Source organism: Microbacterium sp. NPDC089186, from assembly GCF_040685115.1.
GTDB classification, from domain to species: Bacteria; Actinomycetota; Actinomycetes; order Actinomycetales; family Microbacteriaceae; genus Microbacterium; species Microbacterium galbum.
The window spans coordinates 589,241-605,530 of record NZ_JBFBHJ010000002.1 but is presented as its reverse complement, the minus strand read 5'-3'; the positions used below and the strand labels follow the sequence as shown (position 1 = coordinate 605,530).

Sequence of the window (16,290 nt, the reverse complement as noted above, 5' to 3'; positions counted from 1 at the left end):
GCGGTAACGCCTACCGGTAGTTCGTGAACTGCAGGTCGACGTCGAGGTCGGCGGCCTTGAGAAGGCGCTGCACCTCCTGCAGGTCGTCGCGCGACTTCGACTGCACGCGCAGCTCGTCGCCCTGGATCTGCGACTTCACGCCCTTGGGGCCTTCGTCGCGGATGATCTTGCCGATCTTCTTCGCGTTCTCCTGCGAGATGCCCTCCTTCAGCGTGGAGGTGATGCGGTATTCCTTGCCGCTCTGCACCGGCTCGCCGCTGTCGAGGCTCTTGAGCGAGATGCCGCGCTTGATGAGCTTGGTCTGGAACACGTCGAGCACGGCGTTCGCGCGCTCCTCGGAGTTCGCCTTGATGACGATCGACTCGCCGCTCCACGCGATGGAGGCGTCGGTGCCCTTGAAGTCGTAGCGCTGCTCGACCTCTTTGTGCGCCTGGTTGAGGGCGTTGTCGGCTTCCTGCCGGTCGATCTTGGAGACGATGTCAAACGATGAGTCAGCCATGATCCAAAGGTACCGGCGCGCAGGAGTGGCGTCCCGGGGCTGGACGTCGTGTCCCTCGAACGCACAGCGCCTCGACACCCGGCGCGGTCGCGCCTAGCGTCGGGTGATGGCCGTGCGTGGAACACCCATCGTCCTGACCGTGCTCGCTCTGGTGGTGATCGGAGCCGCGGGGTGCGCACCCGACGCCGAACCGGCGACCGAGCCTTCCCCGGCGCCGACCGCCACGCCGGTGTCGCAGACCCCCCGTCCATACGCGGTGCCTTCCGCCGGGCCCGCCGAGGTCGCCCGTGCCGTCTTCGAAGTGGTCGACGGGGTGAACACCACCGACACCGTGCTCTCCGACGCCTTCGACGCGGGCGACGCGCTGACGGTCTCGGGCCAATGCGAAGGAGGGGAACGGATGACGTATGCGCTGCGCGACTCCACCCCGGACGGGGAGGGTGCCGTGCTGACCAGCGGGACGTTCCGGTGCGACTCCTCGGCGCCGCAGGGGAACACGTACGGCGTCGGGTTGTCGGGCACCGTGCAGGTCGTGCTCACCGTCGATTCGGACACGGAACGGGCCTGGGTGACGGTGACGAAGTGAGACCGGCAGGCGCCACGGCTCCGTGTCGCTCGTAGACTCGGATGCCATGCGAGCACTCACCGAAGACGAGGTCAGGGACGCGTTCGTCAACGCCACCCCCGACGAGCTGCGGATCATCGCCCTACCCCACGACTTCCTGCTGGCGGACTGGGACCACCTCGACTTCCTCGCGTGGCGCGACCCCCGCACGCGCGGGCGCGGCTACGTGCTCACGGAGCACGACGGCGAGCCCACGGCTGTCGTGCTGCGGGCGGCCGAGGGGCAGTCCCGCGCGCGGTCGGCGATGTGCAACCTCTGCCACACGATGCAGCCCGGAGACCAGGTGTCGCTGTTCACGGCGCGCAAGGCCGGCGAGGCGGGAGAGCACGGCGACACCGTCGGCACCTACATCTGCGCCGACCTGTCGTGTCACGAGACGGTGCGCCTCGCGGCCCCGCTCGCCCCCAGCGAGATCCGCGCGAGCGTCGACCGCAAGATCGACGGCACCAAGCGCCGCACCGAGGAGTTCGTCTCGCGCGTGCTCGATGCCGCGGAGGTGACCCGGTGACCGGACGCGTGGTCGTGATCGGCGACGCCCTCATCGACGAGCTGCGAGACGAGACGGGCGTGCGCGAGTTCGTCGGCGGAGCGGGGCTCAACGTGGCCGTGGGCCTGTCGAGGCTCGGAGTGCCGGCATCCCTCATCGCCATGGTCGGAGACGACGACGCGGGGGAGCAGATCCGCCGCTACCTCGAGCAGTACGACGTCGAGCTGCTCGCGAGCCCGTCGGAGCACGGCACGTCGCGCGCGGTCAGCACGCGCTCGCCGGGTGGCGAGCCCGAGTACGTGTTCAACGACGCCGCCCAGAACCGCCGCGTCTCGTACGGCGACGCCGAGCACGCCGCGATCGCCGCCGCCCCGATGGTCGTCGTGAGTTGCTTCCCCTTCGACGATCGCGAGCAGACCGACCTGCTCGTGGATGCCACGGCCTCGCCGTCGACGCCCCTCGCGATCGACCCGAACCCCCGCAGCGGCATGCTCCACGATCGCGCCGAGTTCGTCCGCGGCTTCGAGAAGGCGGCATCCGGAGCGCTGCTCGTGAAGGTCGGCGAGGACGATGCGCATCTGCTCTACGACGCGCCGCTCGAGCAGCTCCGCGAGAAGCTCGTCGCCCTCGGCGTCGGCGCGGTGCTGGCGACCTACGGCGCCGGGGGAGCGGCGATCGACGCCGACGGCACCTCGGTGTCGCGGGGGATCTCCGAACTGCCGGGCCGCATCGTCGACACGATGGGAGGGGGCGACGCCGTGCTCGCCACGACCGCCGCCCTCGTGCGCGACCGCCTGCCCGCGACGGCGGAGGAGTGGGATGCCGTGCTCTCGCGCGCCATGGACGTGGCCGCCGCCACCTGCCGACACGAGGGAGCACTGCTGCGGACGCCCGAGTGACGGCGCGCGTGGTTTGAGGCACCCCTCCGGGGATAGTAGAGTGGTTTCTCGCGCCTCTGGTCGACTGAGAAAGCCGGGCGGGTGCGCATCTGGCGAGTTACCCAAGCGGCCAAAGGGATCTGACTGTAAATCAGACTGCATTGCATTCGGGGGTTCGAATCCCTCACTCGCCACCGGGGGCGTTCGGAGAACTAGCGCAAAACGTTCGCATATCTCCAGCTCCCATCAGAACGGCCGCCGGATCCGGCGGCCGTTCTGTGGTTGGCGCGCAACACAGATCCCGTGACGCGTTTCCCGAGTATTGTGAGGGTACGGAGGGTTTCACATGAACGTACCTCGAACGTCCAACGCTGACATCGCTCGCGCCCAGGGCAGGTCGGCCCGCGAGTCCATCGCTGACAAGGCTCGTAGCGACAACCGCGAGCGCCATGTGAGTAGCCAGCGCTCGATTCTTGCTGCCGCGTACCGCCAGGCGAACGCTACACGCTGAGAATCAGTTCTGCACCCGCGCGGAGGGTCTGAACCAGCTCCTCGATGACCTCGTCGTTCTTCGCCAGAGAGCTCGTCGCTAGAGGATGGTCGCTCGCGAGGGTGACCACGCCAACGACGGCGTTTTGCACTCGCACGGGGACGCTCAGGAAAGACTTCCAGGTGTACTGATCGTGTGCGCGGCGGGCAGTTTCGAGGTCTTCGATGGACAGTCGTAGGGGGCGGCCTTCGACAAATGCCCGAACGGGTGCGAGGTAGCTGGCTGTTTCCAGCTCTGCGACCTTTCCTCGAAGGCCCGCGGGGCTCACGTCGGATGACCGCGCCCAGCGCCGAAGCGTGCGGTTGGTGCGCACGGGCGCTTGACGCACCCACACTTCCACCTGAAGCTGCTCTGTCGGGACGTCGTTCGGGCGGTGTGGCGGTTCCAGGCCGACGAGGCGGTAAGCGTCAGCCAACATCAAACGAAGCCCATCCGTGATGTCAACATCATCACCGTTTGCTTTGAACCATTCGTGCCACCATCGGTCAACACGGTCCAGATATGGGAGAGTGGCAAGATCGTCGATCCGTGCGACGGGGTACGCCATGTGGCCGGTGACCTCCGTAACGAGTTGAGCGACCTGCTGAGGGAAGTCCGGGAAGAGCGGGGTGACTCGCAGCGTCGACGCGCGAAGGGTGGCGAGTCCAATGGCCAGCTGCTCGTCTTCGTCCTTACTGTGCGCGAAATCTGCGCGCAGCAGGACGGCAACGCGTTCGCACCCTCCGCTCGCGGTCTTGCTGAGGGCGCGGATGAGCGGAATGTCGGTCAAGCTGGTGCCCAGCAGCAGCGCGTATGTCGCGTCGTCCAACGACGCACACAAAGCCTCCTCGACGCGCGATGCGCTGGACGCGTAGCTGCGCTCGTCGAGTACGAGCGGCCAGCTTGCTTTCCCTTGGCCGGTGTCAGGAAGACGTCCGTGAAGGTAGACGATGTCGATGTAGCCGCCCGCTTCGGAATCATCAGGGACGTGCGGCTCGACGACTCGGACGGGAGCCGTCACCCCCGCGACGTACACCTTCAGCCCGGGCACCGGAAAGCCTGTCTGCTCTGAGCGGAACGCGTCGTACGCACGCTCCAGGTGGGTGTCGTAGTTGGTCGTCAAGAAGCGTGTGTGCCGTCCGAAAATCGCGCGCGCTGCGGCCAGCAACACGAGCTCGGAGACCAGCACCCCCGCCTGCCATTGACTTTGCGTGCGGTAGAGGGCGTCTCGAAGACGCGTGCGAAGACGATGCTGGAGTGTGTCCCCTCCACCGTAGTTCTCTCGTAGGACGTGCACGACGCTGGATGCCAGCGACTCAGGTGAATCGCGGCGAAGCGATTCCACCTGCCCGCGAGTGGGAACGCCGGGGCGGGTGCGGTGACGACGTTCGGGGAGAAGGGACCGCACGAGTGAGCCCCAACTATGTCCGGTGCGGTCGATGGTGACGCCTGCCCCGCAGTAAAGAAGCAAACTCCCTTCCGCTTCGGCAATCTGGAGAATGCGCTGCGCCGCAGCGGGATCATTGAAGAAAGGAGTTGTACTACGCATTCGGGCTCACATCGGGCTATCTAGTCAGGTCGTGAACTCGGAGGCCACACACTGAGGATACCGAGGTGCTCGCCAACGTCCTCAGCGCTCAGCTCAACGCCGGGACGATGATTCCCGACCTGGCCCATGCCCTTTTGGCTGCAGCTTTGAGGCGGTAGTTGCAGTGAATTCCGCACACTCGGCGGTCGCGATGAATCCAGTGCGCCCCAGAGGGGACAGGCTGATCGCACCACGTGCATGGTTCACAGCCCACTGCCCGCCCGTCCGGGTGCCGGAGTGTGTTCTGGAACCACTCCCACACATCGCCTCAGGGCCCGGATCCTGCTTGCGAGACGACGTGATCAGGCACTTTCGGGCCCTGCCTGGCGAACGCGCGAAGCTCTTCGTTGTTCAGTGCCGCGCGCTGAAGGAAGTCGTCCTCAGTGACGATCTCCAGTGTCTGACCAGCGGCGACCTTGTCGAACGCGTTTTGAAGCTTGGCGCTGTACACCCCGCCAGGTCGGAACGTGGTCGAGTAGTGGTCTCCGGTGACGAGGAGCGTTGTCTTCTTTGTCACTCCGTCCTGCCACGCCCCGCCCTGTCCAACGACGAGCCGACGAGCCTCAGCACGTGTCATCGAGGTCAAAGCCCCCGTAAACACGACGACCTCAAGTTCGAAACCCAGCCGCCCCGGGGGTGCGACGGGCGCTCCGGCGGGAATTGCCGGGGCTTCGAGGTCTGTCGAGCGTGTCCGAAGTTTCGTGGCGGCGGTGAACTGTGAAATCGACTCGGCACCAACCATGCGGATCAACGCGATGAGAATAGCTGCCGCGGCCCTCGCATCCTGTAGAGCATCGTGGTGCTCGAACCTCTCGAGCCCCAGGTGTTCGCTCACCCACGGCAGGGAGTATGAGGGCAGTTGGAGCGTCGCACGCGCGGCCTGCAACGTGCACAGCACCTCGAGCGCCGGCCAGTCAAGGTCGTACTCGGCGCAGGTGTTCATGAGCACCGAGATGTCAAAGCGCGCGTTGTGTGCAACCAGGGTGTCATCGGCTGCGAACTCGCTGAAGCGCGGCAAGATCTCCGCCCAGGTGGGTGCTGCTGCCACCAGCTCGGCAGTGATGCCATGCACACGCACGTTGGCGTCCGCGAAAGTATGACCGTCGGCGGGTTTGACCAGCGACGCGAACGTGTCGACGATGACACCGTCGCGTACGCGCACCGCACCGAGGGAACACATAGACCCGCGCGAGGGATTCGCGGTCTCGAAATCCACGGCTACGAAATCCATGCCAGCGAGCTTGGTGCCAGCTATACCGGCAGTGATTAATGGCGCGTCAGAACGCTGGTAGTTCGTCAAGGTTGTTCTTCGTTGTCGTGTCCGCCGTGGTTTTGAGGAACTTGTGTCCGGCCGGGGTCGCTGCGACGAGGACGTTCGCTCGCTGCGGACACACGTAGAAGGTGTTGGAGCCCTCCTCGATGGAGGTGATCACCTGCGCGACAGGCCAGTCCCAGACTCCCTTGTTTCCTACAGCGGCGATATCGCGCTCACGGTCTTTGCGGACGTGTGTGATCCGTGCGTCAGGCATGCTCTCTCCTCAGTACCACGTCCCCCGAAAGGGGGGACGTCCCGATTGTCGCACTCCCGCGCGAACGTACGCACGGAGGCTTTCGCGATAGGCGCGGATGCAAGGGTGGATTGCGAGAAATCAGGCGGGGAAGAATCGTCCGAATGGCGGAGCTCGCCAAAAGCTCTGACGTTGTGGGCGATCTGAGGGGGCTGCGAGCGTGCCTACCAGTCGGCAAGCGTCAGCCGTTCAGCAGATGCAGCGGACCCGGGCCATGCCCCATCGCGAGCGCGCTACCAAGAACCGCTAGGGCGAGAGTTTTCGCACTCAGGCGTGCGAAAGCATCGCGGCCGCGCTGCCGCCATATCGCGAGCCACCCCGCTGGTGAAGGCGACGGCGCAAGCGAAGCCCCCCAAGTGAAGAGATCGATCAGTGACAGGCTCAGCAGCGCGAGGCAGATGAACATGCTGAACGCAGCGGACACGGCGAACATGCGAGCGTCGCCGCTGTCGGAAAGGTGCCGCACCAGGCCGCTGAGGATGTACTCGAAACCCTCACCCTCCCCGCGCGCTCGGGTCAGCATGCTAGTGAGCGTCGCGCCGTTCCACGAGCTGATCATCACCGAACTCCATACGGCGACGAGTGACGCCACTGCGACAGTGAGTGTGCTGAGGGCGACCCTGCTCGGTCCGCTCCACGCATGAGTTTGCGTCGTGCGCCACGCGTAGAAGCCGCCCATGATCGCCGCGACAGCGGCTGCGCCGAGACTGAATCTCACGATGACCGGGGTCCACAGCAGGAAAACGAGAAGACCTACGACACCGGCGAGGATCGGAACCGCGGTGGGGACGCTGCGCTGCGTGGGCGACGGCTTCGGAGGTTGTGTCATTTCCGCGCCGCTCACGGGGGCCTGCGACGCGGGTGCTGTCTGGCTGCCCCCGGGGGTGAGAGAGCCGGACAGCTGCACGAGCAGGACGACTATCCCTCCGACAATCGTGCTGGCCGTTCCAGCGCTGAAGTCACTCCACCAGGTGCTTTGAAAGTCCACGTCGGGAGGCTAACCGCGGCCCCGCCCACAGGCAGATCGCACCAATGGTGAAGAGAGCGATGATTGCGGGAACGACGGCGGTCATGACGTGCTCTGGCGGGCACGCGTTCGCAATCGTTTTCACGGCGGTGATTGCGCTGAGCGCAATGGTACCGACACCGGCGAGGGAGACTGCGGTGGCGGAGCGAGGGATGGCGGTCTCGTCGTGGGGCATGCCGCCTACCCTGCGGCGGGGCCGTATACCGTCTGTTCGGATGAGTGGCCGTCCCTGTTCCTGGCGGCTACGCAGGCCGGGAGGGAGTGCGGCGCGCTTGGAGCTTCCCCTCCGGCACGTTCTCAGCCCACGTCTCAGGGCCCCACGCCCTGCGTACTCTTGGGAAGACCTCGGCCAGTGCACTGACCGGTACGTGTCGGTTCGTGTGGGGCGGGCGGCGTCGCGGCTCGATGGTGGGCTCTCCGGGGTGAATGCAGCCCCTTCACACAAAGATGCGGCGCGGGCCCCTCAGGGTGAGGGTGCTGACGGTGAGGACTGCCGGCTCGGCTTCGCCGTGCGAACGCCGGATGTGTGCATTGTGCAGGTTGCTGTCGCCGTAGCTGTCGGGTCTGCCGAACGACTCGATAGTCTGCCGCCGGGCGTGTCTGATGCTGGGGGTCGGGGTGAGGTTGCGCGATTCTCCGCCGCAGTCCTGCGCGGTGCTCGACGGCGCGAGGGCTGCTCAGGATTCTTGCATGTTCGCTTTTCGGCCGAGAACTGATTATGTCGTCTGTGCAACTGCGGTTGTCGTTGGACAGATTCACGCCGTATTGTCGAGCGGCGACAGGGCTCCTTCGATGCGTCGTATGGCCGTCGCAAGCAGCTCGCGATGCCGAGACCGTCCGCCGAAGAGTACCGTCGTCTGTTCCATCGCGGTTATGCCGGCCTATGTCAGGGTGCTGACGAGGTCGAGCACTATCTGCCGGGTGTTTGTGAGCCCTGCTACCCCGCCACTGTCATCCGTGAAGATGAACGAGTTCACCCCGAGTCGATGCCCATGAGCAACCGACGACAGGGTCGAGTAGGTGAGGCGTCCGCAGTCATCCTGGAACGCCGCGCTGAGGAACTCGGCTGTGATGCGGGAGGTCTCGAAGCGGGCCGGCGCCCCGAGGCCGAGACGCTCTAGCTCATCTTTATATTGTGCGCGGCTCTCCTCAGCATCGGTCGGCCGGCCATCGCGCAGATAGATCTGTTCCCCCAAGGTGAGCGGGTATCGCAGCTCGCTGTATAGCGCGGAGAGGTGGCGGCCCTGCGCGTCATCGAGATCACCTGCGGTCGCGAGGTGCCATGCCCGCGCGAACGCCTCGACGGCGCCTCTCGCGACGGTCACGGTGGAGGTAGTAAGAAGGCGAGGTGCCCGCAAGAGCGCATTGAATGCTCGAATATGATCTGCGGCCGAGAGAATCGAGTATTGCATGCTGAGGAAAATCTCCATTGCGTGATTCGGTCGATCGGAATGTCGTGTGTTGAACCATGCTGCCGCGGTGGACTCGTGCGGAGGCGCGTAATCCAGACATTCGTGTATAACCGTTTCGGCTGTCTTCGCTGCGGTGAGAAGTGCGACAGAAAGCTGTCGAACCTCTGCCGGGGCAAATATCGGACCCTCAGGGGCGTGCGGCACGCGAAAAGTGGTCGCCGGGTCTCCTGCACTCACCAGAACGTGCTTACAGCGCCGCAAGCTGATCCGCAACATGGCCAAAGCTGCCCGAGTGCCGCATAGAGCGGGCGTGAACGTTCGCGTAGCCCCCTCCTCAGATCCGACAACGAAACCATCCGATTTCTTTCTGACTGGCGCGGGGTGGGTCTCGTTCACGGGGGTATCTGAACCGTCAGATCCCAGATGGCGCCCGCTCGGGTCGGCGCTCGTCCTCGTCTACGGTTTTCCGGCGGCATCAGATGCCGCTCGGTGGGCGCCGTCGCAGTGGACAACGCTCGTGCAGGGGCATCTTGCTGAGGCCGGCGCGCCCAACGCGCGGCTGGTCAACGAAGCCGTGGTCGGTCGGATCGCGCTCCACCGAACATCGAGTCGCGTCGTGGGCGGTGTCGAGGGGTCACCGGCGCTGACTCGTCTGTGGGGCCACGGGCTCTTCAACGGGCTCGTTCGCTTCGGAAGTGGTTTGGTGAACAGGTCGTTCTGCTCCGTACGCACTACACGGGCTCTGGTGCGGCGGCGATGAACCGTAGCAGCGCTGACAGCAGCGGGTATTGCGCGGCAGATACGGACTCTGCAAACTCGCCCACGCGAGCCAGGTCATCCGCCTGCAGCCGAAGTGCTCCCGTCGGATCCGGGTTGACGATCCCTCGCGCCAGCGACAGGACGAACTCGGTCGCGGCGCCGCCGAATGCGGCATCGTCGTGACCCGAGAGGAGGTGGAGGATCTCATCCGCCATGTGCCTGCTTGTCTCACTGTGGCTGCGGTAATCCAGCTCGCCGCCCTGCGTCGTGCGCAGGATGCACGCCTGGATGATCGGATCGTTGAAGCGTCCGAACGTAAGCGGACTGAGGACATAGCTATGCCCAGGAAGCCCGAAAAGAGCGTACTGACCTTCCGCAGCGTATCGAAAGTGATGCATGACGGTGGCCATGGTGAAGTAAATTTCGTCGTCTGTTGCGCCCCCCGCATCGGCCATCGTCCCCGAGTCCCAGAATGCGAAATTCGGATTCAGCTGCAGAGCCGAGCCGGCCGCACCGTAATCTGAGGCGGCAAAAAGCGCCATGTCGTCCGACGGTGCCTCCTCGATCAGCTCGTTGATGCGCGACGTCAAAGCGCTGACGCCCTCGTCGGCCACGTTCTGGGGGAGATGGTTGGAAACGTAACGGAGGGTCTGCAATTCAAGGGTCCATGGGTCACGGCTGTGCCGGTCAGGTTCGGAGTCTACGAGCCAGATGGTGTGCATCGGATAGAAATTGGCTGACCCTGCGAACCGCAGATCACTTTGCAGCGATGACCATGCGGCGTTACTGCGGGGGCGCCCGCACACAACGAAGTAGTGAAGCATTTCTGCCTTCAATGGGCGCAGGAGTCTGCTCACATTCAGCAACTGGCGTCCGGTGCCGACTGTGCCGGCCACCACGAACACATGTCCGTCTTGGAGCGAACTATGTCCCAGTTCGCTCTTCGGGAGAACGGTCACGTCGACGAGACCCGCCTCGTCGCATACCTCTTTCGTGAGCTGAGCGACGACTTCCGAATCCGTGTCTCCTAGCGAGACGATGTAGCGGATGCGCGCTGGGATCCGACGCCGCAGTTCCTCGACCACGCGGGCTCTGACGGGGCTTGCAGGATCTTTCAACTGGGCGGCAAGTTCGAAGCTCACAGTGCGCGCCGTGCCCTGCAACGTGGGCATCTTTCGACCGGCGCGGATGACATCCTTCCCGATGAAGACCCTAATGAAGTCCCGCAGAGCCTTGTTCGAGTGCACCGCCTTGAGCGTTCGCTCGGTGGCGCGGGCTGTATCGGGAACAAATTCCTCGCCCTGCAAACTAATCAGGCTCCGACCCTGTTTACAGAGCGGGCAACCGCCGCTCTCCCAGCTATCGAACGCCTCAAAGCGATGCTCGTCGGTGTCACCGGGTGCCACGCTCGTCAGATCGCAGAGCACGGGTGTGGGGGGAGTGGGGCCGACGGAGAACAGCGTGACAATATCGCTCCCCTCGATGCCCAGTTCTTGTTCAAGCTTTCTCGCGAGACTGCCGGAAGTGCTCGCGGAGATCAGAACGAGAGGCTCCTCGCTGGGGACGAGAGCATGTTCGTGCAACCGCTCATGTCCGCCGAAGCTGTCGACGGGGATAAGCCGTGGCTTCCCGTCGAACATGGCGAGCAGGGTGGTCAGAGCGTGTGCGACGCTGGCAATGGCGTTGGTGTCGACCCAGATCCGCCCATATGTCCGTAGCGAGGTGGTGGGCAGGAGCGCCACCGCGGCGAAGTACGCCAGCGCACTGCGAGCGACGACAGCACCTGTACGGAGGAAGAACTCGCTGTGCTTACCCCCGGGTTTGCTGTAATGAAGACCCGCGGGAGCCTGTGCAAGTCCGTGGCCCTCGCGGAACATCACTCGGAGACCGGTCGCGAGAACCTCGTCCCTCGTAGTCTTATCGACCACGATGCTCGGGCTGGGTGATGTGCGCAGCTCCGACCAGGAGCCGTCGCGGTTCACGATCATCAAGCGAACGGCGTCCAATGCGGCGGACTGGTCGATCCGGTCCTTGAACGCGGCATCTTGGGTCGCGCGCAGGCCCGCTTCGGCGAAGGACGGCGCGACGAGCCACAGCTCGGCTGTGAGTGGATTGGTGAAAAGGTAGTCGCGCAAATGGTTGCTCACGCTAGCGCCGGTGATGGTGGCCGGGAGGAACACCACCGTCACTGTTTTCTCTCGGTTCGGTGCCGCGGGGATCCGTGCGCTGAATATGAACGCATCCGAGGTGACGTGACTTCGCCTCTCAGCCGCCATTCGCTGCCGCCTTCCACAACGTGTCGGGGTCTGCTGCCGGAGGAATAGGTAAGACGAGTGTGATGGCAGTTCCCGATGCGTGCTCTTTCGCCGAAGGTTTACTTACCCCGCCCCACCAGGAACGCTCCGAATCGTTCGTTTCGTCGAACGGCCTAGCGATGAAGTCTCGTTGCAATTCAAAGCGCCCGCTTCGGATGCGCGCGTATCCGCCGAGCGCAGTGAGGAAGACCTGCGCACGCTTCAGCCCGAGCCCCCTCATCGGTTCGCTTTGCCCCCCGCGTGCAGTCATGCGAAGAGCGCGGAGCAAATACGTGAGCTCCTGGTCGGGGGAGGAGGGAGCCATGATGTTCTCGCGTCGCAGCAGCGTCCGCGCGAGACCAGGGCCCGAGTCGAGGACGGAGACAACGAGGAGGCGCACCTGCGCTGATCCCCCAGAGGTCAGCTTCGCGTAAAAGTTTGCAAGACGCTGGTCATCTGCGGCGGAGCTAAGCAGTGCGTCGCGTTTCTGGCTGACCCCGCGAACGTGCAGAAGTCGAACGGATTGACGAATCGGGCCCCCGCCCGTAGAGGTGGTGGCGTGGATGTCGGTGTTCTGGAGGAGCTCGAACAGCAGCATGCCAAGGGCGCTCCCCGCGGCGGAGTAGTTCTCGCCCCACGATTGCGGCTTCTGTCCGCTGATCCCGAGAGTCCGGTGGCCCAGTGGCGGGCGTCCCCTCACCGAGCGCACATCGACTCGGCCGATGCCGGCATACATCGGCCGAGACGACTCGTCGAGTGGGCCGCGCGGATACATACCGCGAGGGCGCGCAAGACCGGGAATGTGGTCGGCCGCGATTACCGCTCTGTCGGTGCCCACGCGAATACCGGAGGCAAGGGATGGAAGGTCGGCAGCGTCCTCGGCGAGGGCGGAAACGCATAACCTCCGAGCTGCGGCTGTGATGTCGCGTCCATCTGATGATGTGACGCGATCTGCCATCAGAATGGCGGTCAGCAACGAGGTGTTGCGGGCAAGGTCCGCACGTGCATGGGGATGCTGGGTGTTGAGGTTGGTGACAACGACACCCTCCGCTGCTCGGGTGCCCCATGTGATCACGGCCTGGACCACGCTCGAGACGGATAGTGAGTCCGAGAAGGCTATGGCGCGCGGGACGTAGATCGGCCGCGAGGCATCTGCGACTTCAGCCAGGAGAAACTCCGAACGAGCGCTGTCCATCCTCGCGGCCACCTTGATGGGGTCCATCAGTCCTCTATTCCGGTCGCCGGCTTCTGCACACAGACGATAGCGAAGGGAAGGCCTTGAAATACGTCGCCCCCAACATCCCGGGTGCCCAGAGCACGAGGCCTGCTCGTCAGCCAACGCCCGTCAGCTGTTCTCCTGAGGGCGCATGGCGCTGGCGGTGATGACCGCGGCCTTCAATTCTTCGGTGTCTTCCGGGCCGCGCCACTGCACAGTGACTACCGCCATATGCAGCGCGAAGTCGACATCCAAGGGGGACGGATAACGCGAGACCAGGACGAGGGGCGCATTGGACTTGCTTCGGAACGAGCGTACCTTTGCTCGGGCAATTGCGGGCGCTCGGCCGTAGAGGATCTCGATGTGGACGTCGACACCGTTGTGGGGGATGACCGCGTCGGACGGCGCGGTAGCGATATCCGCACCTGCGGGCACGATGCTGGACGGAAAGACGTCTTGAAGCGACTGGAGAACCCCCCGTTCGTAGAGGAGTGCCTCAGCTTGTGGGGAGGCTGCCGGGGTTCCTGCGCTAGCTCTCACGTATGACTCCAGCGCGTCGAACGCGGCGGAGGAACCTGGGCCGGCTACATCTTCCGCCTTCTCAGGGGCGATGCCCGCCGCTTTCATCCGGGCAGTGAGGACATTGATCATCTGTGCGCATGCGACGCTTTGGACCGTCGTTTGTGCCGCACCGGCGAGGCCTTGCAGCGTTCCGATTGTGACGGAGTCCGGGAGAGGTCGATCATCTTTTCCGATAGGGATTGCTCGTCCGCTGGCCCATTCGAAAGACGTCCACCATGATGATGCATCCGCGGTCGAACGGGACTGGACGAGCGCGTCGCGAGACACCTTCACCTGGCGTCCGATGCTGACCGCCGCGATCAGGGCGGCGACGACAGCCGCGACACCAGCGAACCCCGAACTTTTGGTGAAATCGCGCGCCCACGAACTCCAGTTGCTGAGGTCTGCGGAGTGAAATGCCAGAGTCGTGAATGCACCCGCAATCAGACCGGCCACCAGGGCTGCGGTAGCGACGACCCAGGGCCATCTGCTCCGTTTAGTGCCAGGCGGTTTCGCCTGTGTTGTGGGTGCCGAATCATCCGCTGCGTCCTCGTCGATGGGAAGGCCCTGGCTCACGCTCATAGGATAGGGGGCTTTCCGGATCGCCCCTCTTTCATGAGAGGCCGTGTTTTTCGGGCTTCAGGCGCGCCCGCCGCGCCGGAGCGCGACATCGCAGCGACACACGCGGGCAAAGAATCATCCGTTCGGACGGGGAGGGGCTGGGTGGGGTCAGCGGACGAATCGGAAGGAACTTGCCGCGCAGGATGCACTCCCGGTCGTCGGGATGCCCACGTACGTCCTCGGCCACGCACTGAACCTTGCGACATTCGAGCGGGAGCTCCTCATCGGGCACTCCCGATACAACGACGACCTCGGTAGCCCCTGGCACGGGGCAGAGCCGCTGAGTGGCGGAACGGATGGCGACCCCATCGCCCGCGCGAAGCCCGGGCCAGTTTCGCCTCGCGTCGACGAGCCCGATGTCGCTGTTCGCCTGCGCCCGACCGCCGCGTCGGAGAACGCCAATTGACGCTCTTCGCACCAGAACGACTCACCCTTGCGCGCCAGCTCGAAGGTCTCCGCAAGAGTGAGTTGGCAGCGCAAATCGGAAAGAGCTCCACTGCCCTCGCGGCCTGGGAATCGGGAGCGAAGCGACCAACACCGGCCACTATTACCGAGCTCGCCATGAGCCTGGGCGTGACCCCGGACTTCTTCAGTCCTCGAGGTGCGTCCAGGGGGCACGAAACCGCGGTTCCACATTTTCGGTCTCTGCGTCCCACGAGCCAGCGGGCCCGCGACCAGGCCTTCGCGTTCGGTCTCCTTGCCGTCGATATAGCCGAGGCGGTAGAGAAGCACGTCGAGTTCCCACCGGTGAACGTCCCATCCTTCGAGGTGTCATTCGACGATGGGGCGGATGCCCCAGAGGAGGCGGCCCGTCGTCTGCGCCGCGAGTGGGGTCTGGATGCAGGTCCGCTGAAGCATCTCGTCCGCCTCCTCGAGTCCCACGGTGTTCTCGTCGTGTTTAGCCCGCCGCAGACCTCGGCAGTCGATGCATACTCATTCGAGTCCAGCGAGCGGCCAGTGGTCGTCCTCAACCCGACGAAACGTGACTATTACCGTCAGCGGTTCGACGTAGCGCACGAGCTGGGTCATCTCGTCATGCATGCAGATGCGGAACCTGGCGGTCGAGTCGTTGAAGACCAGGCCAACAGGTTCGCCGCTGAGTTGCTCATGCCGAAAGATGAGCTTCGGCCACTGCTACCTACCGCGGTGAATGCGCGCGCCTGGGACACTTCCGTGCCCGACGCCTTGGATCCATCAGTGATGTGACGTACCGGAATGCGGTCATCACGCTGACGCAGCGTGGTTGGCGGCGTCAAGAGCCTGGTCTCATCAGCGCGACGGAGCAGCCTTCGATGCGGCCTCGTTCGGTCGAGCTGCTGGACGCTGCTGGTATTGAGCGTGAGACACTCATCGACCAGGCTCGCGCCCCACGCGACCTGTTCGAGGTTGTTGTCGCGCGAACACCTTCGGCTGCGTGGAGTCTGCCGTCAGAGGCTGTGCGACCGTCGAATATGATCCCGCTCCTCACCCGCTCACGCACGTAGGCGGCGCGGGGGTGCCGGAGGCTACGCCGCCGGCGGGAGCTGGATCTCCGGCTTGCTGTGTTCTTTTGACGCGAACTCCCCACCTCGCCCGCCGACGGAACCCTCTCGCCGTCGATCTTCATTCCCGTTCTGCTGAGGCAGCGGGGTGGGACGCGGAGACACCGAGCCTGCCATCCTGGCGGCGTAGAGGAAAGCGCGCCTCAACGCGTGGGCTGCTTCCAGACGGCGTCATCGCGTCCTGTGATGAGCGCCATGCTGTCCTCGACGAAGACGGAGCAAGCGAGTTCAACAATCTCGTCGGGATCCGTGATCTTCATGTCTAAGAGGAGGCGGCTGATGTCACTCTGATCCTTCTCGCGCGCCGCTGCGATTTTCAGGGCCAAAAGCACCCGCTTCGAGACAACGGCAACGCGGTGGCCGCTGATGTGGGTTACCAGCGCTTCCCTGTCGTCGGCCGGATCGAACGCGGTGAACCCCGCGGCGTGAGCCGAGTGAAGCAAGTACAGGCCGGACCGGGTGGAAGCGGAAGCTGCTCCTCCGAACACGGCGGTCGCGGCGCTCCGCGATGCGGCGTAAACATGTTCGGAATGATGGAGGTGAACCCGTCACTTCTCAGGCGGCACAGGGGATCGCGGGTAGATCGGAGGAATAGTGAGAGGATTCCAGGGGAATCGTTTTGAAGAGGCCTCCGGAGATCCGCGGAATTTCGGCGCTACATGAGTAATCCGAACCCCCCACCGGA

Annotated in this window: 15 protein-coding genes and 1 tRNA gene; 5 read left to right on the top strand and 11 right to left on the bottom strand. The window is 64.6% G+C overall.

Annotated elements, in window-relative coordinates; genetic code table 11:
* Positions 1 to 10: 10 nt before the first annotated feature.
* Complete coding sequence (locus AB0N82_RS09115) at positions 11 to 499, bottom strand: YajQ family cyclic di-GMP-binding protein (RefSeq protein ID WP_315995083.1); 489 nt, start codon at positions 497 to 499, stop codon at positions 11 to 13.
* Positions 500 to 605: 106 nt separating this feature from the next.
* On the opposite strand from AB0N82_RS09115, the gene AB0N82_RS09110 reads away from it, so the two are divergent.
* The 4 genes from AB0N82_RS09110 (at position 606) to AB0N82_RS09095 (ending at position 2,683) form a co-directional block, all read left to right on the top strand.
* Positions 606 to 1,085 (top strand): hypothetical protein, encoded by a 480-nt coding sequence (locus AB0N82_RS09110; protein ID WP_315995082.1) that lies wholly within the window; start codon positions 606 to 608, stop codon positions 1,083 to 1,085.
* A gap of 46 nt (positions 1,086 to 1,131) precedes the next feature.
* Entirely contained in the window at positions 1,132 to 1,632 is a 501-nt protein-coding gene (locus tag AB0N82_RS09105) for an FBP domain-containing protein (protein ID WP_315995081.1), read from the top strand.
* Positions 1,629 to 2,510, top strand: coding sequence for a PfkB family carbohydrate kinase (locus AB0N82_RS09100; RefSeq protein ID WP_363390668.1), 882 nt, complete (start codon positions 1,629 to 1,631; stop codon positions 2,508 to 2,510). The genes AB0N82_RS09105 and AB0N82_RS09100 overlap by 4 nt, the downstream gene beginning before the upstream one ends.
* A gap of 91 nt (positions 2,511 to 2,601) precedes the next feature.
* Positions 2,602 to 2,683, top strand: a tRNA-Tyr gene (locus AB0N82_RS09095).
* A gap of 306 nt (positions 2,684 to 2,989) precedes the next feature.
* On the opposite strand, the gene AB0N82_RS09090 is transcribed toward AB0N82_RS09095, so the two are convergent.
* The 9 genes from AB0N82_RS09090 to AB0N82_RS09050 all read right to left on the bottom strand — a co-directional run bounded on the left by AB0N82_RS09090 (position 2,990) and on the right by AB0N82_RS09050 (position 14,019).
* On the bottom strand, positions 2,990 to 4,207 hold the full coding sequence (locus AB0N82_RS09090) for an SIR2 family protein (protein WP_363390665.1): 1,218 nt from the start codon (positions 4,205 to 4,207) through the stop codon (positions 2,990 to 2,992).
* A 667-nt stretch (positions 4,208 to 4,874) separates the two neighbouring features.
* Positions 4,875 to 5,837: an exonuclease domain-containing protein gene (locus AB0N82_RS09085; protein WP_363390662.1), complete on the bottom strand. Its 963-nt coding sequence runs from the start codon at positions 5,835 to 5,837 to the stop codon at positions 4,875 to 4,877.
* Positions 5,838 to 5,883: 46 nt separating this feature from the next.
* Positions 5,884 to 6,135, bottom strand: coding sequence for a DUF3892 domain-containing protein (locus AB0N82_RS09080; protein ID WP_363390659.1), 252 nt, complete (start codon positions 6,133 to 6,135; stop codon positions 5,884 to 5,886).
* Between the two features lie 220 nt (positions 6,136 to 6,355).
* A complete protein-coding gene (locus AB0N82_RS09075) occupies positions 6,356 to 7,162 on the bottom strand; it encodes a hypothetical protein (RefSeq protein WP_363390656.1) in 807 nt (268 codons plus the stop codon).
* Complete coding sequence (locus AB0N82_RS09070) at positions 7,134 to 7,376, bottom strand: hypothetical protein (RefSeq protein ID WP_363390653.1); 243 nt, start codon at positions 7,374 to 7,376, stop codon at positions 7,134 to 7,136. The genes AB0N82_RS09075 and AB0N82_RS09070 overlap by 29 nt, the downstream gene beginning before the upstream one ends.
* 706 nt (positions 7,377 to 8,082) lie before the next feature.
* Positions 8,083 to 8,631: a hypothetical protein gene (locus AB0N82_RS09065; RefSeq protein ID WP_363390650.1), complete on the bottom strand. Its 549-nt coding sequence runs from the start codon at positions 8,629 to 8,631 to the stop codon at positions 8,083 to 8,085.
* Between the two features lie 713 nt (positions 8,632 to 9,344).
* Positions 9,345 to 11,555 (bottom strand): hypothetical protein, encoded by a 2,211-nt coding sequence (locus tag AB0N82_RS09060; RefSeq protein WP_363390647.1) that lies wholly within the window; start codon positions 11,553 to 11,555, stop codon positions 9,345 to 9,347.
* An 82-nt stretch (positions 11,556 to 11,637) separates the two neighbouring features.
* Complete coding sequence (locus tag AB0N82_RS09055) at positions 11,638 to 12,888, bottom strand: hypothetical protein (RefSeq protein WP_363390644.1); 1,251 nt, start codon at positions 12,886 to 12,888, stop codon at positions 11,638 to 11,640.
* A gap of 123 nt (positions 12,889 to 13,011) precedes the next feature.
* A complete protein-coding gene (locus AB0N82_RS09050) occupies positions 13,012 to 14,019 on the bottom strand; it encodes a hypothetical protein (RefSeq protein ID WP_363390641.1) in 1,008 nt (335 codons plus the stop codon).
* Between the two features lie 447 nt (positions 14,020 to 14,466).
* Here AB0N82_RS09050 and AB0N82_RS09045 point away from each other — a divergent pair, with 447 nt between their 5' ends.
* Positions 14,467 to 15,270 (top strand): XRE family transcriptional regulator, encoded by an 804-nt coding sequence (locus tag AB0N82_RS09045; RefSeq protein ID WP_363390638.1) that lies wholly within the window; start codon positions 14,467 to 14,469, stop codon positions 15,268 to 15,270.
* Positions 15,271 to 15,748: 478 nt separating this feature from the next.
* Here the strand turns inward: AB0N82_RS09045 and AB0N82_RS09040 are convergent, their stop codons facing one another.
* Positions 15,749 to 16,093: a hypothetical protein gene (locus AB0N82_RS09040; protein ID WP_363390635.1), complete on the bottom strand. Its 345-nt coding sequence runs from the start codon at positions 16,091 to 16,093 to the stop codon at positions 15,749 to 15,751.
* Positions 16,094 to 16,290 lie beyond the last annotated feature (197 nt).

Coding starts and splice junctions, on each gene's coding strand:
- AB0N82_RS09115 (WP_315995083.1), bottom strand. CDS start 499: ATGGCTGACTCATCGTTTGACATCGTCTCCAAGATCGACCGGCAGGAA.
- AB0N82_RS09110 (WP_315995082.1), top strand. CDS start 606: ATGGCCGTGCGTGGAACACCCATCGTCCTGACCGTGCTCGCTCTGGTG.
- AB0N82_RS09105 (WP_315995081.1), top strand. CDS start 1,132: ATGCGAGCACTCACCGAAGACGAGGTCAGGGACGCGTTCGTCAACGCC.
- AB0N82_RS09085 (WP_363390662.1), bottom strand. CDS start 5,837: ATGGATTTCGTAGCCGTGGATTTCGAGACCGCGAATCCCTCGCGCGGG.
- AB0N82_RS09080 (WP_363390659.1), bottom strand. CDS start 6,135: ATGCCTGACGCACGGATCACACACGTCCGCAAAGACCGTGAGCGCGAT.
- AB0N82_RS09070 (WP_363390653.1), bottom strand. CDS start 7,376: ATGCCCCACGACGAGACCGCCATCCCTCGCTCCGCCACCGCAGTCTCC.
- AB0N82_RS09065 (WP_363390650.1), bottom strand. CDS start 8,631: ATGGAGATTTTCCTCAGCATGCAATACTCGATTCTCTCGGCCGCAGAT.
- AB0N82_RS09055 (WP_363390644.1), bottom strand. CDS start 12,888: ATGGACCCCATCAAGGTGGCCGCGAGGATGGACAGCGCTCGTTCGGAG.